The following is a 22,862-nucleotide window of genomic DNA, read 5'->3' as shown; positions in this document are numbered from 1 at the left end:
AAGAAAAAAGTCCCCGACGGCAATCGGAGACTCAAAACTACAAACATCGAAACTAAATAACGGACAAGCCGTATCAGTCCGACCATCTACTTTGCATTCTATCGAAAAAATTCGAAGATTGCAAGGCGTCTTTAGTAATGTCTTTTTTAAGTACTGATGCGGTGAGTCAAAAAGCGGAAGCCGTACCGCTATAAAAACGTAAAAGGGGAGCTAGACCGCCGCAAACACTAGCGCTACACGATTAACGTAATACCGTTCCCTTGCGTGTGTAGGTCTAGTGGGTAGCGCACATAATCGGCTAGGGTGGTGTTTGTTGCGATTACGATCGCAGGAATCAACGAAAGATATCGCATACAGGGGCAAACTTGTATGTAGAAAGTCGTTGAGTACGGAAGTACACGGGCAGGAACGGCAAGTACTAGAAACCTCGTTATGCGTGACATGACGCTAGTTTGATCCGCTTCTCTATTCGCATTTACTGCGAGTAGGGAACGAACTCGCGCCTATTTCCTGTTATCGCTCCATTCTGCTAGTAAGTGCGTCACCGATTGTAAATAGCATAAATTCGATATTAAACGCCACTAGCGGAGTGAGTTGAATATCGGGGGTACAGGTGCTATAAAAGGTGGAAGACTTACGCATGGAAAGTAGACTTACTATCGGACAATACGCAATTGAAGGCGAGAATATAAACGAAACATTAAATAGAATAGCGATACTAGCTAAAAAAGAAGTGGAAGATTATTACATGGGAATATACAATAATAAATATAGAACGAGGATTGAGGCGCATTATATACCGTTAATAGAGCGCCTAACCAACGTTAATTGGCATCGTATAAACAATGAGGTACATTTCATCGATGATTGTTTCCGTAGAATAAGATATGCGATAAGAACGTTTGATATAGATCGAGGAGACTTCGACAAAAGAGTGAAGTACTTTATTTATCGATCGTTACGAGATTATTGCGGAAGAAGAGGCGGAAAACGAGACAAGTTAACGCTTATAGAAGATAGTAACGCATTTAGAAAGGTGGGGGAATGTACAAATACCACCGAAGAAAAAGCGATCTATAATGTAAGTACATACCAAAAGAATTACGCATGGTTATACGAGACTATATGCGTAAAGGAAATAGATTTTATTGTGTTAGATGCGATGATACATACGGCGAAGAATTACGATAGGGTTACGGAAGCCGAAATCTCTAGAGTATTATCGAAAAAGACGGGGCGATCATTTGATTCTGCTAGAAGTTCGATAAGAAGTTTTAAGAAGAGGTTGCGTACAAGGGATGCCAGAAGGGAGGATATAGCGTGAAGATAAAAATTAAAATAAAAAAGGGACGGAAACCTTCCGCGATTCTGTTAATAGTTGCGTTCGTACTTTTGATAGTTACGAAGATAATAGGGAACGTCATTATAGGCGGACTGGCAGTAGTATTCGGATTAGCCGTAGTCGCATCGGTTATTACTGCTAGGATTGGCGACTTTATGCGGAAGAGGAAAGAAAAAAGAACGCATTAAGGTTCGATTTAAGAAAGAAGGTGGAGGAATTATACTATGAAAAATAATCGTAAAGTAACGTACCTAATCATATTCGCATTTTTATTTATGTCAGCAGCGAAAGCATTCGGTAATCTATACGTAGCAGCGTTCGGCGTAGCGTTTGGATTATCGGTAGGTTTGGCATGTTTAACCGACATATACCTAAAGGCGCGAAATAAAAGTAATCGTGAGTGATTGCGTAGGGGAGTCTGCACACATCATCATTTGTTTTTTCGAAACCTTGACGCAATTATTATGGAAATATATTCTATAAGATAAGAACAACTACAACTATAAAGCATGGGGGTATTTTATTGAGCTTAAATACGTTTGAAAATGAACTTGGTAACATGGTTAAAAAAGTTGTTGGAGAAAAATTAAAAAATGGAGAAGAAATTGATGAAGATAAATTATTATCCGCTATAAAAGGAGTGTATTCAACGGAAAACATTGATAAGTATGCAAGCCCACTTTATACGACCTTTAAACAAACAGCACCCCAAATGGTAGAGGAAGAAAGGTTAATTAGACAAGAATTTGAATCACAGCTTCAACTTAGGTGGTTAGATGCTTTATATGATTTAGCTTCAGTTATAAAGCTTGCTGAAGAATATGCGATGGCTATTATAGATGAATATATGGAAACCTATGCTAAGGTGAAAGATAATAAATATTCTGTTTCCGTCACTTTTGACGTACTTATGAAACTTTTTGCAAAAGCTGTAGTTATAAGTAAAGAGATATATACTTTACTTAAATCTGGATTTTCAGATGGGGCAATGTCTAGATGGAGAAGTCTTCATGAATGTAGTGTATATTTTCATAATTTAACTTTAAGGTATAAAGATAAAGAATTTACAAAAGATTTAATATGTAAATTTGTAGATTATTCGATAGTTGAAGATTATCAAGAGTTAACTAAATATAGGAAAAAAGATAGTGACTTTGAAATAGATCGAATAGAAGCAGATAATATAGAAAAAGAGTATAACGCAATCTTAAAGAAACATGGTAAAAATTTCTATAAACCGTATTCATGGGCAAAAACTTTGTTTCCTTCTAAAGATAGAATATATTTTAGTGATTTAGAGAAATTGGCAGGGATAGACCACCTCGCTATTTATTATAAACAAGCAAACTATCATGTCCATGCTAGTCCAACAGGGTTGTATAATAGCTTAGGAAATATTCAAGACGAAAGAGTGCATCAATATGGATATGTTTTCGGACCTAGTAATTACGGTTTATCAATACCAGGGCAATTAACGATCATATCATTAACTCAAATTGCGGGTGCTTTTTTACTCTTAAATCCAAATATGGATAGATTGATAATGGCGAATGTCTTAAACAAATACACTGATAATGCAACATTAGAATTTGATAGGGTTCAAAACGAAATTGAGCAAGAATCAATTGCAGAAAAAATATAAAAACTACGTTATTAAGGACGAAATATAAAAATAACGTAAATAAAACGCTCCTACAAATCGGCTTTAGGGGCGTTTATTAATTATGCATAAGCATCGGCGTTACGTTGGCGCTAGCCTTAATGTAACTTATGTAATTTTATCGATGAAACGGCGGGATTTTTTCTATTTTATAACGTAAAACTTATCGTAAATTATGCAATATATGCACTAATAGAAATCTAAGGATCGATTTTAATCGATAGGGAATATTGATACACAAACGTTACATTCCCGCTATCTATTTACGCAATGTAAACTTTCAATAATTCGATAAAATGGTGATAAATATACCGTTATTAGGTATCTAATTGTGGCGATAAATGTCGTCATATCAATGTTTAAAGCGCTTTTATATCGATAGGGATTCGCTAATACACTGATACGATAAAGGTACCGATAGGATTACAAATGTTTACATGGAATCGAATACAGGGCGTTAGTAGGGCGGTACGACTTCGTTTATTTCCGATTTCAGCAGCACCGCAGGGGTTTAAAGGAGTCGTCGACAACTCAAGGGGTTTATGTGTTCGGTAATTTCTGCGCACAAAAAGAAGACACCGATCAAATCCCGATGCCCTCGCTTTTTAATTTACGTGCGTGTCGTTGTAATGTGCTCATTGATATTCCCGTAACTTCTGATAATTGACGGAAACTGTACTTCATTTCCGCTTTCATTCGCATAGCTTCGTCAAGTTTCTTATTAGCGTGTACCTTCGGGCGACCTTCCGTAAAGTTCGGATTCTGTTTAGCGAGCGCCTTTCCTTCCTGTGTACGTTCTACGATCAAATTACGTTCCATTTCCGCTACTGCTAACATAGTTTGCATAAAAAAGCGTCCCATAGTTGTATTTTCTAGTAACCCAACATTTAAAACGTGAACCTTTACGCCTCTATTAAAAAGATCTTCGATTATGGCGATACCTTCTTTTGTATTACGTGCTAATCGGTCTAGCTTCGTTACGACAAGCGTATCTCCTTCGCATAGTACTTCGAGTACCTTCGTTAATTCGGGACGATCTGTCATTGTTCCCGTAAACTTTTCCGAATAAATAACTTCGCAGCCTTCATCTTTTAGCGTTTGTAATTGTGTCTCGAATTCCTGCGCCATTGTACTAACACGAGCATATCCATATTTCATTATAATTCCCCATTTCTGCGCCTTGCATTTTGACATAAAGATATGACATAAGTTGATACCCTTATAGTAAAGCATTCTATTTTTCATGTCAATACTCAAGAGTTATGACATAGAATAATTATGACATTGCCCATATCCGCATATGATATAAACACACCCTGCTATATGTTCTCGGTTTTCCTAGTTGTTGTATATATATCGATCAATAGGGGATATGTATTTCACAATAGCCCGATACCCAATCGTATATCCTCGATACGTGTTACCCCGATATAACAAGCCCGCTATATGTCCGTACAAATGCCTCTTATATATTACCGTACCTGCTCAATATATTCCCGCTGCTATTCCCTTCGATGCGCTAACGTCACGAGACTACACGCCAATAGATCGACATGTCTACACGAATATGCTGCATACCTACACGACATCATACCATAGTGTTATACGTTCGTTGTACGTCATGTAACGGCTGCTGCCTGCGCCTTCCGTATGTATTTGTATTCGAATCTATTTAAAAGCTGCGTAAAGGAATCGTGAGAAGAATTATAAAACACTTGTCTTCGTTCTTTTTGATCGTTGTCTTCGGAATGATTCGAGTATCTTCGTTCATCTTTCTTCTATTAAAAAGAATAAAAGAATTTAATTAAACTTCTTTCTTTGTTCTCTCTTCGATTAACAAGCGAATTAACAAAACTATTAACAAAGACTTGTAACAAGCGAATGAACGAGTCGAAGCGATTGTCGTGAACGCATCGCAGCGAGTCGGAAGAGTCGAGAGCACGGCACGACACGTCGCCGCCCCTTCAAACGAAAAATCTCGTGCCCCCCAACCGCCCCGTCGAAGCACCCGCAGCAACGGTATTCACAAAGCGCGCACCATTTTTAACTCGAAGGGTTTATACGCAGCAGCTAACGACACTTTTGCGCAGCCTATACGAATTCCTAACGATATCCTACCGAAGATCCTACCGAAGATCCTACCGAAATTCCTACCGAAATTCCTCTTTTATTCATCTTATCGCTATCCTAACGAAATCCAGCGGTCACACTTCGTAAAAAATTCGCTCCCACATTTTAAATTCATGACGTCATATATCGTCTTGTGTGCGCTCTTCTGACGCCTTCTGATATATTTGTGCCTATTCTGCGTTAAAACGTCATACAAGCGATTCTTGTGCGCCTTATTAGCGATTCAGCGCATTAACCTAATTTTAATAGATATCGCCCTTATTCTCGTAAGCTAGCGTTTATATAAGTGTCAGGGTAAACAAGCGATACGGTAAAAAGAAATTATCGACGTTAACCCAAAACGATAAAGTACAAGCGTTTATATAAGAGTCAGCAACAAAACGTATAACGAGGCGGCGAGGATATATTATATAAATTCTCTTCACTATTAAATTACTTACTACCTTATATGCGTAACTGTAAGAATTCGGTTTTTGAATTCGAAGCAGAGATATATTTTAAAGTTCTATTTTAAAGATTTATTTAAAGATATATTACGTATTCGGAAAGATACCTAACTGGTATTCGGAAAGGTACCTAGTAGTATTTGGCACGATACTTAGTAGTATTCGGAAAGATACCATGTCAGAAGGAGAGGTTAAGAATGCAGGACAACAAGAAAAAGAAAATCGAATCAGCATCGGAAATATTAAAGAAATACGCAGCGCAGCCGACATTCAACAAGGGCAATTTTGAAGACGGTATTCGTTGGACTCGTATTCCTAGCGATCTAAGGAACTACTTATACTTATCGGACTACGGCGTCAGGGAAGCAACGCTAATGCTTTATATGATTCTAGTTGAGTATTTCAACGAAGATGATGGCTGCGCATATCCTACACAAAGTCAACTAGCGTTACTAATGAATAAGAAGCCAAACGCGGTAAAAGGATACATTAAAACGTTAAAAGACGTCGGATTGATTAGAGTCGTATCACGCGGAAAAGGTTTTTCTAATCGCTCCCTTCCGTTACAACCGCTAGAAAAAAGCGTCTTATTATCTCGATTCACGTCAGCAAACGAGAGATATACGAAGCTATGCGCGGAATTAAAAGATCACGATTTACGCGATATGGAGCGAATGCCCGATCATATGAAGGCGAATAGAGAACGAAGAGAAGGCGAAGGAATATCGCTTTAATAGAAACCTACGAAGAGAAGGGGGATCGATCGGAATTGATTACGAGAATATTAGACGACTAAATTATAAAAATAATCGGAGGTTTTTAAGATGAAAAATAAAAAACAATGTACAAAATGTAGAAAAATGAAATGGCTAGAGGATTTTCATAAAAGTTCGAAGGCGCACGACGGATTACAATCGCGCTGCAAGCCGTGCAATGTCGCTGCGAAGACTACGAATACACATACGTTAATTATTCCAATCGAAGTTAGCGGGGAAATTATAGATCATCGTGAGTGTAAAGATTGTGGCGATACGTTGCCGTTAGATAGTTTTTACAGTAACGGGCGCGGTGGATCTAAACCACGCTGCAAAATGTGCTATAACGCGAGAGATAGGAAATCAAAGGCTATACGTCGGGCACTAAACGGTGAATTTATGAACGATGTTACAAAAACTACTAAATAATAGGTCAACGTATACAAGAAAGTGCTGATTGGTGGGACATATATAGTGAGAAGAAGTATAGATGTGATTTCCTCTAATCGCGCCACTTCTTCGATTACTCACCGTAGGACTTTCAATGATAATAGTATCACATTCGGAGCGAGGCTCGTCACCTTACTTCATTTCCTTGGGATGGTTTCGCTTTTACCGTCTGCAACGTATTAGTAACTTCCTATGAATGATGTTACCGCATTTAAACGCCATTGGCTGCGGTAGCGTTTCGGTTTATTACAGAAATAAAACACTTGAGGGCAAATTTAAAGACCTATATAGGCAATATGCGGAAAAGGTCACCTTGCATGTAGTCGGCGGAAATTGCCCACCCGCCACACCTTTTTATTTAAATACTCGATGTTACAAAATCTATTAGGTGATAGGTCAATGTAACACGGAAAGAAGGAGCGATACAATGTATCAAATTACTAAAGAGAAATTACGGTTAATCCGAACGCTAACAGGCGTATCACAACGAGAATTTGCCGACTTAATCGGGACAAACAAACGCAGCGTTTCAGCGTGGGAAATCGGTCGATCGACTCCGAACGTAGATAGCGTTAAAAAGATCGTAGATTTTGTCGGTGAAGAAGATTTTAGGCTACTAGATTCGGTAATGTATGCGCTACCATTGCAAGACTTATCTATAAAACTAAAAGAAAAGGCGGCGAGTAAATAGTGGGAACTCACGAGAGAGAACAAAACAAAAAAGAAAGTTTACGACCATTAGTTATCGCAGACGTACATGAATTTGTCGATAAGTGGTTTCTTATCGCAGTAATGTACGAAGAAGGATATGTAATAGCGAATATAGTTACGCCACTAGATCAACTAGTCGAAGAGGGCGGCACGATTCCAAATAAGCTACGCGAGATTGTATTTTTAAATTCTCGTAATCCATCGAAGAATATGGCGTTCGATGTTATGACAAATACTAACGTAATTTACGGCGAACTACTAAAAGAAAGCGAGATTTTATGCTTACTAGTAGAAGCTGAAAAGACGACTGAAACGAAGCGTAATATCGAGAATCCACACGTACAAGAATGGATTTTAGAAATGTTAGAGCAAGATGAGAACAAGCGATTAAAGGCGTTAGCAGAACTGAAAGAACGTCACAACATCGAAGAAATACCGAAGGAAGAACGATCACTATTCGGTAAAGGGTGCGATTGGATCACGAAGTTATGGCGAGGTTTAAAAGTATGATTTTGCGAGATCATGGAAGCCACGTCGATATAGAAGGCGACGGATTTTTATTAGAACGTGCGGGAATTACCGTAGAGCCGTCACCAATTCGTAAAGGCGATATCGCTATATCATACGAAGTTTTAAACAACTTATTTCATCAAGCATGGCGCAGCAAACGGAAAGATCACGCCGTACTATACGCCGTATATCGAGTGAATTACATTCACCAAATTAATGAGCAAAGAAAACCAAGCAACATCAAATAAAATAAACTAAAACTAATTGGAGGTAATGGAGAATAACAGTAGAAAGCACACAAATAAACGTAAAGGAAATGCAAGGGAAATTAATGGAGGCGCATCAAATTAAAAATAACTTAACTGGATATATGGCACGTGACTTTATTCCACAATTAAGAGAGTCACGCGAACGAATTAACCAAGATAAGACGTTATCGACACAAGGTAAGCACGAGAAGCGCGAGAAACATACGTTACAACGAGAAGCGGCGCTATTAACTCATATCGAGAACGAGCATAAAAACTATTCGGCGGTTCTTGGCGAAGTAATCACGGCGGCGGAAGACGTTCTATTAAAGGGCGTCGAAGCACCTAGCGAACGAGAACAAGCACTATTCGATATGGATGCGAAGAAAGCAGCAAACGGCGTTATGTTTGCACCTACGGCAAAGGCGAAGTTAGTAGCGATTCAAAAGTATGCAGCGTTAGCAGAACAAGGACAAGCATACGCGCAGCAAATACACGCGAACTTTACGGAAATGGCGGCAGCAGCGATTCAAGGCGCAGCAAATCCGACTGACAAATTAATGTTAACAAAGGCGTTAGGTGATATTAATACAAAGTTAGAAAATCAAACGACTAGCGGCGAACAAAAAGAATTCGCTAAATTACTAGATTCGGCGAAGAGAATGAAAGGTGCTAACTTCGTTAACACGATCGCACTAGAACGCGGACTTCGTGAAGTATCAAAAAATACATTCGAATATGCCAACGATCGTAAAACGTATATGGAAAAATATAACGATCAGTATCAGGCATATCTAAAAGCGCACAAATTCGGTCACTTAATCCGATAGTACTGCGGGAATATCAATAATAAAACGTCAAGGGCGTACGATAACGCCCTACATATTTCTATATTATCGGAGGTAGTATGAATGAATAAGGAAAACAATACCTTAAAAGGGACGTTACAAGATGTAATCGCACAAGCACGGAAAGTTTACGGATACGATAATTATATAATTGAGTATAATCATACTACGTATGTATGGGAAGCACGAGAACGTACTACGTTAAAAGGTGACGGCGGTATCTATGCGTATGACGCTAGGCAACGAGGGTACGACGCTAATTTTTGGTAATCTATAATTTCACATACCGTATTTTAAACATAAAGAAAGGAGATCGATATACATCGTCAATTGGCGGTTACTATGCCGCACTAACACGAATTGGAGCGATGTAAGATGGCAAATGCGGGTGAAATAAAAGCAAAATTAACCCTCGATAATGCACAATTTAAACGGGGAATGCAAGAAGCACAAACACAAATGCAACAAACATCAACTAAATCAAAACAAACTTCGGAAGGAATGTCGGCATTAGGTAAAGCGTCAGCAGTAGCGGGCGTAGCTATCGTAGCAAGTGTCGGTGCTTCCGTAAAGGCTGCGGCTAACTTCGAGCAATCAATGGCGAAGGTAAAGGCGATATCAGGCGCGACCGATTCCGAATTTAAACAATTAGAAAATACGGCGAAGCATTTAGGTGCTACGACGCAGTTTAGCGCGTCACAAGCAGCGGAAGGGTTATCGTTCTTATCTATGGCGGGATTCAGCGCATCCGATAGTATGTCGGCGTTACCTTCCGTATTAAATCTAGCAGCAGTTGGACAAATGGATCTAGGACGATCCGCCGACATAACTTCGAATATTATGACTGGGTTCGGACTTAATGCAGCAGATTCGGGGAAAGCCGTCGATATTTTAGCGAAGACAATGACGACTGCAAATACTGATTTAGATCAGTTGGGTATGGCTATGAAATATGTGGCGCCAGTAGCAAGTGCATTAGGTTGGGATATGACGGACGCAGCTACGGCGGTAGCGAAGATGTCCGACGCAGGTATTCAAGGATCACAAGCGGGTACATCGTTAAGGGCTGCGCTATTATCATTAGCGAATCCAACGGGACAAACTGCGAAGGCATTCGATGAACTGGGAATTTCCGTAGTAGATGCAAACGGACAATTCAAACCGCTACCCGAATTGATCGGTCACATTAGTTCTAAGATGGACGGAATGACAGACGCACAAAAAACCGTAACTGCGGCACAATTAGTAGGAACGGAAGCAAGTGCGGGATTCCTAGCATTACTAGAGCAGGGACAAGGATCATTACAGGATTATAAAACAGAATTAGAATTATCGGGCGGAACTGCGGAACGTGTAGCGAAGATCCAACAAGAAACGCTCGTCGGCGCATGGAATCAAGCAAAATCGGCAATGGAAGGATTAGCAATCGGGCTAGGTACAACGTTATTACCTGCATTTACGGCGGTAGTTAATGGAGCGACGGCGCTTGTATCAGGATTAGCAAGCATCGATCCCGCATTCTTATCGGCAGGATTAGCAGCAGCGGGAGCGGCAACGGGATTAATGGTAGTAACGACGAATATCGGAAAGGTAGTCGGTGCGCTAAAGATATTACAAGGCGCTATGAAGGCGAATCCATACGTTGCAGCTATATCACTAGTAGGCGCAGCGGTCGCAGGTTTATCGACATATATTAAGAGTGCGAAGAAAGATACGGAAGATTTCCAAGACGTAAATCTCGAAACGTATAAGAAATTAGGTGAACAAGCTAAAACGTTAGACGATCTTGCGAATACGCACGACGAACTAAAAGGAAGAGTTAAATTAACTACTGACGAATTACTTCGTTATAAGGATATACAAAACGAGATCAAACGTACGGAAGAAGGCGATTCTAAGCAAAAATTAATCGCAGAATACGAAGCATTAGCGAAGAAATCAGGACTATCAAAAGATGAATTAGCTAAACTTCTAAAGGTCAATGATGAGATCATACAAAAAGCGCCCGCGACGGTTACGGCGTTTGATAGTAAAGGGAATGCGATTATTAAAACTACGGACGAAGCACGTAAGTTATCGGATCAGTATCGACAAATGCAGCGAGAAGAGTTAATTTTAGCACAATCTAAATTAATGATGAATCAAGCGAAGGATCTAGAGAACTATACGAAGGCATTAGAAAAGGCGCGTGAAGTTAAAAAGGATCTTCCGAAGTTAGAAAAAGAGTATAACACGCAGCAAAAGGAATCCGAGCGATTACAGGCGGCTTATAACTCTACATTAGCGGACTCAAACGGAAAAATGACGGAGAAAGCGAAGTTTGCGGGCGAGCAGCTAGAGAAACAAAACAAGATCACGGAAAAAGCGCGTGAAGAATATCGCGAAGCACAATCGGCAACGCAGGAATTTAATGCGCAGACTTTAGCGTTAAACGGTAAATCGATGCAGTACGATAAAATTACAAAAGCCGTTATCGAGGAACAAATGGCAGCGGCGGGCGTTAGCGGTGAAATGTCGAACGCGGTTAGTATGATTAACGATAAATTAAAGGGTGAAATAAAGAACGTCGAAGCGCTAGAAAAGCAGAAAGAGGCAGCGGGCGGACTTACTAAGGAGCAGCAGCAATCGTTAGACGCATCGAACAAAATGGTCGATAAGTTGCAAGATGCGAAGGGCAGCATTCAGCAAGCGGAAAATCAAGCGAAGATGTTTAAAGATGGCGTTAAGGCGGTACAAGATCAGGCTATCGATATGAATAACGAACTAGAAAAGCCGATCAACAAGAAAACGAAGGGAGATACTTCCGACTTTGATGCGAAGAATGCCGAAGCGGATAAAAAAGGATCTAAGGAAAACGTTAAAAAGACGAAGGGTGATACGTCGGATCACGATAAAAAGAATGCCGAAGCCGACAAGAAAGGATCTAAAGAAAATACGAAGAAGACGAAGGGTGACACGTCCGACTTCGATTCCAAAAATGCAAAAGCCGATAAGGATGCGCAAAAAGAGAATACGAAGAAGACAAAAGGCGATATTTCCGACGTACAACAAAAAAACGCCGACGCCGAGGCGGAAATGAGACGAGAAGTACAAAAAAATCTAAATATGGACGCTTCACAAGCGCATAAGGAGCTAGATAGAGTTAAGAAGGAAGCGACAAAATCCGAGACTAAAAACGTATTCGTTAATATTAAAGAGTCGATACAACGTACAGTATCAAATATCTTCTCGAATGCGGAAAAACGTCACAACGGCGGCACACTATCACAAGTTACGAAAAAGCCGAAGTATCATAACGGCGGTTCTCCATACGGATTAGCAGCGCACCGCCCGAAATTCGACGAAGTAGATGCACGTCTACTCAAAAATGAAATGGTATTAACACAAGCGCAGCAAGCGAATTTATTCAAAGCGATTGAGACGGCAAATCGTCCGAGTGTCGCAGGTGATTTATTCGGTAGTAGGGACAAAGGAAAGAACGTCAGCACCGAGAAGCCGAAGCAGGTTATTATACAAGTTGCGGAAATGAACGTACGCGAAGACGCAGACATCGAGAAGGTAGCGCAGGAATTGTCGCGATTAGAACGATCTAGGGAACGTGCTCGCGGAATATAAGAAATATAGTAAAGATTGGCGATGCTTAACGGCGTCGCTTTTCTTTTTTATAAACTACATTCAAAAACTACGATGCCGAGATTAGCGTTTTAAGGCAATTAGATTTAATGTGATGAACAGCTTTATAGTTAAGTATATTCTAGTTCATTTTAAGTTGATTAAGGTAAGAACAAAAGTAAGGTTGTGGCAGATTCGCTACATCTTTTTATTTTTATGTGCTATATTTAAAAAAGTATCATCCATTTATTGTAATAATAGGATTATTTAGCAAGTTGCGTAATTGAAGGGGGATAAATTATGAAGATTGAAGAGTTAATAAAATTACTCAAAGGAAATACCGCTAAGGTAGTTGGAAAAGAAATTGGCATATGTGATAAAAGGTTGCTAAGGGGGATGAAAAATGCGGGGTATGAATATAGTAAAAAAAGTGATTTAGGTTGGCATTTTACAGGGCAAGGAGAACCACCTTTAAAAGCGGATATCCGAGAATTTATAGCAATTACGGATAATGCGAAGGTAGCAACTACAGACGATGTACTTACGAAAAAAGATGTAAGTGAATTACGGAAAATGCAAAACGAATGGGTTTCGATTAAAAGCGCAGTTAATACGCTTATGCAAGAAAAGGAAAAGAGTTCGTCGCCTAAGAATGCTAGTCTGATTCATTCGTTACATGAACGCATTAGGGAAGGTGGGGCGAAAGAAAAGGTTAGTAGGACGGTGTATCTCGGCAAGGAGACATGTTCAAAATTAGGTATAGCCGAAGATGTGCTTCGAATCAATCGTGATGATATTATAGAGATTGCGCTTCGTGAATTTTTCAAAAAATATAAAGTGTAATAGCGATGAGAGGGGCATGGATTTTAGACCTGCGTCTTTTTCGGTTATAATGGTAGCAATTCTTGTAATTATATATGTGTTTAGCGCCTTAATTTGTTAATGGATTTTAGAGGATATTATTAAATAATTCTTTAAAAAGTGTAATAAAACTACTTATATCATAATTATAAGTTGTAATGATTAGCATGTTCTAGTAGAATTGTTTACAGATGAAAATAAAGGAATCGTAAATTATGGATTTCTGTTAAAATTGGAGTAGGGTTGAGAAACCCTAGGTATTAGTAGGAGGACACAAATGATTACAGTAAGTAACGTTAGTTTGCGTTTCGCGGATCGCAAATTATTTGAAGATGTTAACATAAAATTCACGCCAGGTAACTGCTATGGTTTAATCGGAGCAAACGGTGCTGGTAAATCAACATTTCTAAAGATTTTATCTGGAGAAATTGAACCGTCAACAGGTGACATACATATTACGCCAGGTGAGCGTCTAGCAGTATTAAAACAGAACCACTTCGAATATGAAGAGTTCCCAGTATTAGAAACAGTAATTATGGGTCACACGCAACTTTACAAAGTAATGCAAGAGAAAAATGCTATTTACATGAAAGAAGACTTTAGTGATGAAGATGGTATGCGTGCTGCTGAACTTGAAGGTGAGTTCGCTGAGCTTAACGGTTGGGAAGCTGAGTCAGAAGCTGCAATCCTTCTTAAAGGTTTAGGTATTGGTGAAGATCTTCATGATAAGAAATTGTCAGAATTAACTGGGGCAGAGAAAGTAAAAGTATTACTTGCTCAAGCTTTATTCGGTCAACCTGACATTCTATTATTAGATGAGCCTACCAACCACTTGGACTTAAAAGCGATTCAATGGTTAGAAAACTTCTTAATGAACTTTGAAAACACAGTTATCGTAGTATCCCATGACCGTCACTTCTTAAATAAAGTATGTACGCACATGGCTGACCTTGATTTCGGTAAAATTCAGCTTTATGTTGGTAACTATGACTTCTGGTATGAGTCAAGCCAATTAGCTTTAAAATTAACACAAGATGCTAATAAGAAAAAAGAAGAGAAAGTAAAAGAGTTACAAAACTTCATTGCACGCTTTAGTTCAAACGCTTCTAAAGCGAAACAAGCAACTTCTCGTAAAAAATTATTAGACAAAATTACATTAGATGATATTAGACCGTCATCACGCCGTTACCCATTCGTTGGCTTCACACCTGAGCGTGAAGTAGGAAATGACTTATTAACTGTTGAAGGTCTTTCTAAAACAATTGATGGTGAAAAAGTGTTAGATAATGTGTACTTCACTTTAAATAAAGGTGATAAAGTTGCATTTATCGGCCGTAACGATATTGCAATGACAACATTATTTAAAATCCTTATGGGTGAAATGGAGCCGGATAGTGGTTCATTCAAATGGGGTGTTACAACCTCTCAATCTTACTTCCCAAGAGATAACTCTAAGTACTTTGAGAACAGTGATTACAACTTAGTTGAATGGTTACGTCAATTCTCTCCACAAGATGAGTCTGAAAGCTTCTTACGTGGTTTCTTAGGCCGTATGTTATTCTCAGGTGAAGAAGTTAAGAAGAACGTTTCTGTATTATCTGGAGGCGAAAAAGTTCGTTGTATGTTATCTAAAATGATGTTAAGTGGTGCGAACGTAATCACACTTGACGATCCAACGAACCATTTAGACCTTGAGTCAATCACAGCGTTAAACAACGGTTTAATCGCATTCAAAGGTACAATCTTATTCACATCTCATGACCATCAGTTCGTACAAACAATTGCAAACCGCATTATCGAAGTAACACCAAACGGTGTAATCGATAAAGAGGCTACTTATGATGAGTTCTTAGAAAATGAGGAACTTCAAAAACAAGTAGATGCAATGTACAAAGGTCAATAATATATAATGAAAAAACTCGCTCTAAAAAGAGCGAGTTTTTTTGTCGAGAAAACGTAACATCGCTGGGAGATCAAATGAATAATTATTCAAATATAATATCAATGAACATGAGAATTTTTTATGTATGGAAGGGATGTAATGAGTTTAAGATTTAAAGAGTTAGTTGAAGAAAGGAAATGTAAGTGGAGTAATATAATCAAATCGCATTATTTTATCATGTGAAATATGTACCAAATTTGGAGATAGAATAGTTTGCGAATGAGTTTATAAAGGTATATAGTATGGGGTGTCATAATTAGTGGATGAATCTTGGGAGAAAACAGGAAATGTTACAAATTTATTTTGTTAAATAGAAACCAAGGTCAAAATGTCTAGAAAGAAATAGTTGAATAAATACTAGCTTCAAATTATAATTACTAATATTCTTCATATAGTTAAATAAAGATAATCTATTTGAAGAAGAAAATTTGAATAGAGAGACAGACTTATAAAAAATAAGCCTTGGATGATTAAAAGAGGTGGAGAAATGAAACAGTTCTTATTAAAGAGCAAAAATGTGTTAAGCAATCATTTTGGATTCTTTCTGTTTGCCGTTATTTTATTTTGGCTCAAAACATATGCAGCTTATGTAACGGAATTTAATTTAGGAATTTCAAACACAATTCAAAAATTCTTGCTGTTTTTTAACCCGCTTAGTTCAGCAGTTCTATTTTTAGGACTTGCATTATTTGCAAAAGGGAAACGATCTTATATTTGGTTAATTGTTATCAACTTGTTATTGTCGATTCTTTTATACGCAAACGTAGTATATTATCGCTTTTTCAGTGACTTTATTACGTTCCCGACATTAACACAAACGAATAACTTTGGAGATTTAGGTGGTAGTATTGTTGCGTTGCTACATCTTTATGATCCGCTATACTTCTTAGATACAATTATTTTAATTGGATTAGTAGCAACGAAATTTGCAAATCCGAAACCAATTCGTGTTGCGAAGCATAAATTATCATTAGTATTTGTAGCAGGTATTTTATTATTCAGTGTTAACTTAGGTCTTGCAGAGTCTGACCGTCCTGAATTATTAACTAGAACGTTTGACCGTAATTATATTGTGAAATATTTAGGTGCATACAACTACACAATTTATGATGGAATTCAAAGTGCGAAAGCATCGACAGAACGAGCATTAGCTGATGGCGATAATATGACAGAAGTACGAAATTATTTAACATCAACTTATGCAAGTCCAAATCCTGAGTATTTCGGTAAAGGAAAGGGAATGAACGTAATTTACATTCATTTAGAGTCATTCCAAAACTTCTTAATTGATTACAAATTAAATGGTCAAGAAGTTACACCGTTCTTAAACTCATTTACAAAAGATGCGAATACACTATACTTTGATAACTTCTTCCATCAAACAGGACAAGGGAAAACATCTGATGCGGAGTTTATGTTAGAGAATTCAATGTTTGGTTTACCGCAAGGTTCTGTCTTTACAACGAAATCTCATAATACGTATCAATCAGCACCAGCTATTTTAGGACAACAAGGATACACATCAGCAGTATTCCACGGTAACTACAAAACATTCTGGAACCGTGACGATATTTATAAATCATTTGGTTTTAATAAATTCTTTGATGCGTCATACTATGATATGAATGAAAAAGACGTAGTAAACTACGGATTAAAAGATAAACCATTCTTTAATGAATCTATTCCGTTATTACAAACGTTGAAACAACCGTTCTATACAAAATTTATTACGTTATCAAACCATTTCCCTTATCCAATTGATAAGGCAGAAGCAACGATTGAACCAGCAACAACAGGTGATTCATCAGTAGATACGTACTTCCAAACAGCACGCTATTTAGACGAATCTGTAAAAGGCTTCATCGATTACTTGAAACAATCTGGTTTATATGATAACTCAATTATCGTTATGTACGGAGACCATTACGGTATTTCAGATAACCATAACGCAGCAATGTCAAAAGTAATGGGTAAAGAAATGAACTCATTTGAAAATGCACAGTTACAACGTGTACCTTTAATCGTTCGTGTACCAGGAGTGAAAGGTGGCGTACAACATCAATACGGTGGTGAAATTGACGTTCTTCCAACACTATTACACTTACTAGGTACAGATACAAAGAATTATGTTCAATTTGGTTCTGATTTATTATCACCAGATCATAAACAAGTCGTTGCGTTCCGTAACGGTAATTACGTAAGCCCAACAGTTACGGCACTAAACGGCAAATATTATGATACAACTACTGGAAAACCAGTAGAATTTACAGATGAAATAAAGAAAAATGAACAAATGGTTCAAAACTCACTAAAATACTCTGACCAAGTCGTAAATGGTGACTTATTACGATTCTACACACCGGAAGGATTTACTCCAGTAGACCGTTCGAAGTATAACTATAACAACCGTGATAAAAACAAAACGAAAGTAAAAACGACTCCGGAAGGGGAAGCTAAATAAATAATAAAAGGCGCTATTCATATGAATAGTGCCTTTTATTTGTAAATATACCATCATTATTAGACAGAACCAGCTTTTGCTTTTTGTTTTGCCTTTCCGAAGAAAACTACACCGACGATGATAATAATGATAAATGCCCATTTAACGAAAGGGTTACTTTCGAAAAATCCAGCGAACCATTTCTCATCTACAATCATTTTCGCGGCAGTATAAGCTAAAACGGCTGCTCCAATCGTAATGATGACAGGAAAACGATCTACCCATTTTAAAATCAATGTACTGCCCCATACAACTACAGGAATAGAAACTAATAGCCCAATGATTACTAAAGAAAAGTTACCATGGGCAGCTCCTGCAACAGCGAGTACATTATCAATGCCCATTAACGCATCAGCAATAATAATAGTTTTAATGGCAGACCAAAATCCTTCTTCTGCTTTAATATCATGATCTTTGCCTTCAGCGATTAATTTGTAAGCAATCCATATAAGGAGTACACCACCAATTAAAAGTAAACCAGGTATTTTTAATAACCAAACGACAACTAAGGTAGCGAGGGCTCTAATAGCGATTGCCCCGACTGTACCCCATATAATAACTTTCTTTTGTTGATCTTTCGGTAATCTTCTTGCTGCTAATCCAATTACGATGGCGTTATCTCCGGCTAACACTAAATCGATTACAATGATGGCCAGTAGGGCAGACAAATATTCAGGTGAAAGAAAATCCATATACATATCACTCCTTAAGAGTAATATGTGCTAAAGTGTTGATAATATAAAAAAAGGATTGAAATTGTATATTCAATCCTTTTTTTGTCTGTATTCTGATATGTATGTTTTTATTTTGAATAAGTCGCTTTTGTAGTTTTTTACTTATCGCGTTTCTTTCTTAAATTGATTCCAAGCTTCTTCAGTTTGTACTATAAATACGATCATATAATATCGACTTATTTAAACTAGGTTAAAGATAGCATGTGATATTTCAAAGTTAAATTTATTTGATAAAAGGGAAGGGACGTATAATATTGATATGGTGCAAGCGTGTATAGGTTTTCTCTATAAGGAAATTCTAAAAACGATAAAAAAGACTTGATAACCTACTAGAGGAAATCAAGTCTTTTCATTACATACGATTATCATGCCAGAAGTTTAATGGGAAGTGTTCGTTCTCATTATATGCTTCTAATTCATATCCTTTTTCTTTCAGTCCTTTAATAATTCCAGGAACTGCTTTTACTGATTGTGGATGAATATCATGCATAAGGATAACTTCTGTTGGATTTGTAGCACCATGTAACACGTTTTCTACAATTTTAGCAGATGCAGCATCAACTTGCATTTTGTTATATTTCCAGTCTAAAGAATCAATTGTCCAATCCCAAACTTTTAAGCCATTTTCTACAACTTTGTTGCGAAGAGCTTCGTTTAATCCTGGCATAGAGCCGTAAGATGGACGAGTTAATACTGGTGATTTACCTAAAACACCAGCGATTAAGCCTTGGTCTTCCTTCATTTCATCTACGTAATGACCTTCAGTGTAGAGTTTCTTGTAGTTATGAGTCATACTGTGCATCCCAACGTAGTGGCCTTCAGCATCTTCGCGTTTTACAAGATCAGGGAAAGCTTTTACGTTTGAACCAATTAGGAAGAATGTTGCTTTTGCATTTTCTTTCTTTAACATATCTAAAAGCTCAGCTGTGTATTTTCCAGGACCGTCATCAAATGTTAAATAAGCGACTTTTCTAACTTGCCCGTTATAATGTTTTGGCGCTTCTTTCGGAGCAAGAGATGTTTGAATCTCACTTACAAGTTGAACAGATTTTGCTTCATCCTCTGTACTAGCTAGAGCGGTATGTACTGATCCAAAAGCCGCTTCGTATGTGAATAATACCCCCGCACACACTAACATAGCCCTTTTTACTAAAGTTGTCATTCGAATTCCATTGTGCATAATTTTCCTTCTCTCTATAAAAGTTCTACTCTACTATATTAGCAATTATAGGTAGGGAAATGCAAAGAAACTTTTTTACAAGTGTAAAAAAGTTTAGCCAAATGTATGCAAGATTTTAAAGGAATGTCATTTTTAAAGAAATGTCACAAATAATTGGATAAATTGAATTATTAATTGGAAACAATATAAGGGATATTAATTTTAGGAGGTGTTTTAATTGAATTATAAAAAAATGTTTTCAATATTTATGACAAGCATATTTACAGTAGGATTATTAATTGGTTGTAATCCAGCTCCAAAAGACGAAAAGGAGCCAGATCCAACGGAGGAACCTTCTGAACAAAGGCAGGAGGAAAAAAATGACAAACAAGATCCTGCTAAAGAAAAAAATAATGAATTAAACAAAAAGGATGAACAAGAACCAGACCCAACAGAAGAACCTTCTGAGGAACAAAAGAAGAAAAAAGAAAACGAGTAGTTGTAGTTTAATGAAATATGTAGCGTGATTTTGTAAAAAAGAATACTTTCTAACACATACAACCACTTTTCTTGTTTTATAAAAAGTGGTTGTATAAAATTGTATATGAATTTAAATATTTCGTGGATATAAATTTTGCTTTAATGCTACTTATTAATTCATATAGTTTGTAATGTTTATTTCCCCTAAAATGAAGCTTGAAATCAATATTAATCTTTCTTTACAAACTCTTCAATTATCATATTAAATTCACCTGTTAGTTTTATCAACAAACTTTATATTGTTACTGCCTTCCGTATCAAATACTTCATACAGCATAATTATCTCTCTCCTTAATTTAAACCTAATACCCTCCTGATGTGTAATAGTAGGTATGGTTGTGTTAAAGTTGTGACAAAAAATTAATTGATTCGTTTATTTTATGAAGATTTGTGCTTTCTTTTAACGATTAAAGTGTTAAATATATTAGAAAGTTTTAATAAAATTAAAAACTATTACCTTGGAAGTAGGAAATAAAAAATTTATAGGAATGAGACTAAAGTCTTAAAACCGAAAGAAGGCTAATCATACTTTCGTATCACTTCATTTTCGTTCTAATTATTGATTCGAATATTTGTATTTAGCCGACTATATAATGCATTTCATGGTGTGGTGGAAGATGCGAATGAAGCTGTACAAAGATTTGCTGATCGGTATATAAAGGCTCTGCAAGGAGAATTATTTCATACGTAATAGCTTATATTTCATCTCTACATTTATATAACTAGTTTTATATGAATTTTATACGAAAGACCTATTGTTTATTAACTAATAGGTCTTTCAACTTAGGAAGCTCACACTAATGAGGGATGTTAAAGGAAATATATGTAACCTATACTAATTACTATAAAGCTTTGGAAAATGAAAAGGAGGAGATTTGCATGAAGAATTGGGTTCAATTTAGAATTGCAAGACCAACAGATAAATTTGAAGAAGTGATAAGTTTTTATGAAACAGGATTAGGACTAAAACGTATAGGAGAATTTCACAATCACGAAGGATATGACGGGGTTATGTTTGGATTACCAGATGAAGAGTATCATTTGGAGTTTACTACACATGTTAATGGAAGTCCATGTCCAGCACCGACAAAAGATAATTTACTAGTTTTTTATATTCCTAATAAAGATGAAATTGAAAAGATAGTAAATCGATTAAGTAATATGGGCTATCATGAGGTGGAACCAGAAAACCCGTATTGGATAGAGAAAGGAACCACAATAGAGGATCCAGATGGTTGGAGAATTGTGCTTATGAATGCATCTGAATAAAGAAACTATTATCATATGAAAAAGAGTGTAACAAAATGATTTATACAAAAATCCCTACAGCGTTTGTAGGGATTTCTATATAAGAAAATCTTATTGAGAGAGTTATTAAAATGTAGAAAGATTTTGGCTAAGAACAAATGTAATACACATAATTTATGAAGGAGGTATAAAAGTATGATAGTAAACCATTTTAAAGAGTTTTCTAAACATGTTGGAAATACACCTCTCATTAAAAATTCTTTCGTAGTTTATATCTTATTCTACGGAAAATTGTTACCATCAAAAAACTGTACATGTTAAATATACAGTTTTTTGATAGTGTAGTTGTGCAATGTTTAGAAATTTCACATACCGTATTTTAAAAATAAATATAGGTAAACCAAAAAGTAATGTAGAATATATCGTACATACATATATAGAGTCAACATAAAAGATAAAGAGGTGGGTATATGTTACTTGAGGAAGTAATGCAGCAACTAGAAGGATATGGAACAGAACAAAATCGAAAAACGTATAAAAACCACGGAGCGAAAGAGCCGTTATTTGGAGTTAGTTTTGCAAATTTAAAATTGTTAAAAAAGATGATAAAAAAAGATCACGATTTAGCAGTTGAATTGTGGGAAACGAAAAATATGGACGCGATGACATTAGCAACTTATATTTTAGACCCGAAGAAAATAACGACAGAGCAGCTTAATAGTTGGGTTCAGGATGTTGATTATTACTGTTTAATGGATGTTCTTATGACATCTATATGTACTTCGCCAATTGCAATAGAAAGAATGGAAGAGTGGACAAAGTCTAATGATGAATGGATTGGAAGAGCTGGCTGGTCTTTATTAGCAAATATAGCGATTAAAAATAAAACGTTACATGATGATTTCTTCTCTTCGTACTTAGAAGAGATTAAAGAAAATATACATAATGAAAAAAATAGAAAAAAAGAAGCGATGAATAGTGCTTTAATCGCAATAGGAATTCGTAATGAAGACTTAGAGCGACAAGCGATTGAAATTGCAAGTGAAATTGGAAAAGTAGAGGTTGATCACGGTGCAACATCATGTAAAACACCAGATGCAGAAAGCTATATAAAAAAAGCGAGAGAAAGAGCTAAAAAAAAGAAAGTGGAATAAGAAAAGAGGAGC

Annotated in this window: 21 protein-coding genes and 1 pseudogene; 19 read left to right on the top strand and 3 right to left on the bottom strand. The window is 36.9% G+C overall.

What is annotated here, in order from left to right:
- Positions 1 to 640: 640 nt before the first annotated feature.
- The 4 genes from MR143_RS08540 (at position 641) to MR143_RS08525 (ending at position 2,984) form a co-directional block, all read left to right on the top strand.
- Positions 641 to 1,324, top strand: coding sequence for a hypothetical protein (locus MR143_RS08540; protein ID WP_199717576.1), 684 nt, complete (start codon positions 641 to 643; stop codon positions 1,322 to 1,324).
- Complete coding sequence (locus MR143_RS08535; protein WP_080451147.1) at positions 1,321 to 1,530, top strand: hypothetical protein; 210 nt, start codon at positions 1,321 to 1,323, stop codon at positions 1,528 to 1,530. Before MR143_RS08540 ends, MR143_RS08535 begins: the two co-directional genes overlap by 4 nt.
- A gap of 36 nt (positions 1,531 to 1,566) precedes the next feature.
- On the top strand, positions 1,567 to 1,746 hold the full coding sequence (locus MR143_RS08530) for a hypothetical protein (protein WP_061660894.1): 180 nt from the start codon (positions 1,567 to 1,569) through the stop codon (positions 1,744 to 1,746).
- Positions 1,747 to 1,865: 119 nt separating this feature from the next.
- Complete coding sequence (locus tag MR143_RS08525) at positions 1,866 to 2,984, top strand: DUF5677 domain-containing protein (RefSeq protein ID WP_238363667.1); 1,119 nt, start codon at positions 1,866 to 1,868, stop codon at positions 2,982 to 2,984.
- A gap of 600 nt (positions 2,985 to 3,584) precedes the next feature.
- Here the strand turns inward: MR143_RS08525 and MR143_RS08520 are convergent.
- Positions 3,585 to 4,160, bottom strand: coding sequence for a recombinase family protein (locus MR143_RS08520; protein ID WP_061660895.1), 576 nt, complete (start codon positions 4,158 to 4,160; stop codon positions 3,585 to 3,587).
- 1,615 nt (positions 4,161 to 5,775) lie between these two features.
- Between MR143_RS08520 and MR143_RS08515 the strand changes: the two genes are divergently transcribed.
- From MR143_RS08515 to ltaS, 11 genes are all read left to right on the top strand, one after another.
- The gene (locus tag MR143_RS08515) at positions 5,776 to 6,312 is read left to right on the top strand and encodes a helix-turn-helix domain-containing protein (protein WP_199717575.1); all 537 of its coding nucleotides are present in this window, start codon (positions 5,776 to 5,778) and stop codon (positions 6,310 to 6,312) included.
- A 90-nt stretch (positions 6,313 to 6,402) separates the two neighbouring features.
- On the top strand, positions 6,403 to 6,762 hold the full coding sequence (locus tag MR143_RS08510; RefSeq protein WP_061660897.1) for a hypothetical protein: 360 nt from the start codon (positions 6,403 to 6,405) through the stop codon (positions 6,760 to 6,762).
- Positions 6,763 to 7,171: 409 nt separating this feature from the next.
- Positions 7,172 to 7,474 carry a helix-turn-helix transcriptional regulator gene (locus tag MR143_RS08505; protein WP_199717574.1) on the top strand — a complete coding sequence of 101 codons (303 nt, stop codon included), beginning with the start codon at positions 7,172 to 7,174 and terminating at the stop codon, positions 7,472 to 7,474.
- Positions 7,474 to 8,004 (top strand): hypothetical protein, encoded by a 531-nt coding sequence (locus tag MR143_RS08500; RefSeq protein WP_061660899.1) that lies wholly within the window; start codon positions 7,474 to 7,476, stop codon positions 8,002 to 8,004. Before MR143_RS08505 ends, MR143_RS08500 begins: the two co-directional genes overlap by 1 nt.
- A complete protein-coding gene (locus tag MR143_RS08495) occupies positions 8,001 to 8,252 on the top strand; it encodes a hypothetical protein (RefSeq protein WP_030026072.1) in 252 nt (83 codons plus the stop codon). The genes MR143_RS08500 and MR143_RS08495 overlap by 4 nt, the downstream gene beginning before the upstream one ends.
- A gap of 83 nt (positions 8,253 to 8,335) precedes the next feature.
- Positions 8,336 to 9,082, top strand: coding sequence for a hypothetical protein (locus tag MR143_RS08490; protein ID WP_242280703.1), 747 nt, complete (start codon positions 8,336 to 8,338; stop codon positions 9,080 to 9,082).
- An 81-nt stretch (positions 9,083 to 9,163) separates the two neighbouring features.
- Positions 9,164 to 9,370, top strand: a complete 207-nt coding sequence (locus tag MR143_RS08485; RefSeq protein ID WP_061660901.1) for a hypothetical protein — start codon at positions 9,164 to 9,166, stop codon at positions 9,368 to 9,370.
- Between the two features lie 105 nt (positions 9,371 to 9,475).
- The gene (locus tag MR143_RS08480; RefSeq protein ID WP_199717573.1) at positions 9,476 to 12,715 is read left to right on the top strand and encodes a phage tail tape measure protein; all 3,240 of its coding nucleotides are present in this window, start codon (positions 9,476 to 9,478) and stop codon (positions 12,713 to 12,715) included.
- A gap of 297 nt (positions 12,716 to 13,012) precedes the next feature.
- Positions 13,013 to 13,555 carry a hypothetical protein gene (locus MR143_RS08475; RefSeq protein ID WP_061660903.1) on the top strand — a complete coding sequence of 181 codons (543 nt, stop codon included), beginning with the start codon at positions 13,013 to 13,015 and terminating at the stop codon, positions 13,553 to 13,555.
- A gap of 295 nt (positions 13,556 to 13,850) precedes the next feature.
- Complete coding sequence (locus MR143_RS08470; protein ID WP_000633864.1) at positions 13,851 to 15,476, top strand: ABC-F family ATP-binding cassette domain-containing protein; 1,626 nt, start codon at positions 13,851 to 13,853, stop codon at positions 15,474 to 15,476.
- Between the two features lie 526 nt (positions 15,477 to 16,002).
- On the top strand, positions 16,003 to 17,976 hold the full coding sequence (ltaS, locus tag MR143_RS08465) for a lipoteichoic acid synthase (RefSeq protein WP_000808745.1): 1,974 nt from the start codon (positions 16,003 to 16,005) through the stop codon (positions 17,974 to 17,976).
- Between the two features lie 59 nt (positions 17,977 to 18,035).
- Here the strand turns inward: ltaS and MR143_RS08460 are convergent, their stop codons facing one another.
- Positions 18,036 to 18,707 carry a TerC family protein gene (locus tag MR143_RS08460; RefSeq protein ID WP_000346948.1) on the bottom strand — a complete coding sequence of 224 codons (672 nt, stop codon included), beginning with the start codon at positions 18,705 to 18,707 and terminating at the stop codon, positions 18,036 to 18,038.
- Positions 18,708 to 19,101: 394 nt separating this feature from the next.
- Positions 19,102 to 19,929: a peptidoglycan-N-acetylglucosamine deacetylase gene (locus tag MR143_RS08455; protein WP_000551445.1), complete on the bottom strand. Its 828-nt coding sequence runs from the start codon at positions 19,927 to 19,929 to the stop codon at positions 19,102 to 19,104.
- Positions 19,930 to 20,146: 217 nt separating this feature from the next.
- Here MR143_RS08455 and MR143_RS08450 point away from each other — a divergent pair, with 217 nt between their 5' ends.
- The 4 genes and pseudogenes from MR143_RS08450 to MR143_RS08440 all read left to right on the top strand — a co-directional run bounded on the left by MR143_RS08450 (position 20,147) and on the right by MR143_RS08440 (position 22,850).
- Positions 20,147 to 20,407, top strand: a complete 261-nt coding sequence (locus tag MR143_RS08450; protein WP_001106981.1) for a hypothetical protein — start codon at positions 20,147 to 20,149, stop codon at positions 20,405 to 20,407.
- A gap of 618 nt (positions 20,408 to 21,025) precedes the next feature.
- Positions 21,026 to 21,139, top strand: a pseudogene (locus tag MR143_RS33405) (hypothetical protein); the annotation flags it as partial.
- 188 nt (positions 21,140 to 21,327) lie between these two features.
- Complete coding sequence (locus tag MR143_RS08445) at positions 21,328 to 21,717, top strand: VOC family protein (protein WP_000800666.1); 390 nt, start codon at positions 21,328 to 21,330, stop codon at positions 21,715 to 21,717.
- Between the two features lie 449 nt (positions 21,718 to 22,166).
- Entirely contained in the window at positions 22,167 to 22,850 is a 684-nt protein-coding gene (locus MR143_RS08440) for a DNA alkylation repair protein (protein ID WP_000923464.1), read from the top strand.
- Positions 22,851 to 22,862: the final 12 nt, after the last annotated feature.

Origin of the sequence: Bacillus cereus group sp. BfR-BA-01347, assembly GCF_022663835.1 — a bacterium.
Taxonomy (GTDB): Bacteria; Bacillota; Bacilli; order Bacillales; family Bacillaceae_G; genus Bacillus_A; species Bacillus_A thuringiensis_K.
Note: the sequence above shows the minus strand (reverse complement) of the source record. Positions and strands in the feature narration are given on the sequence as shown.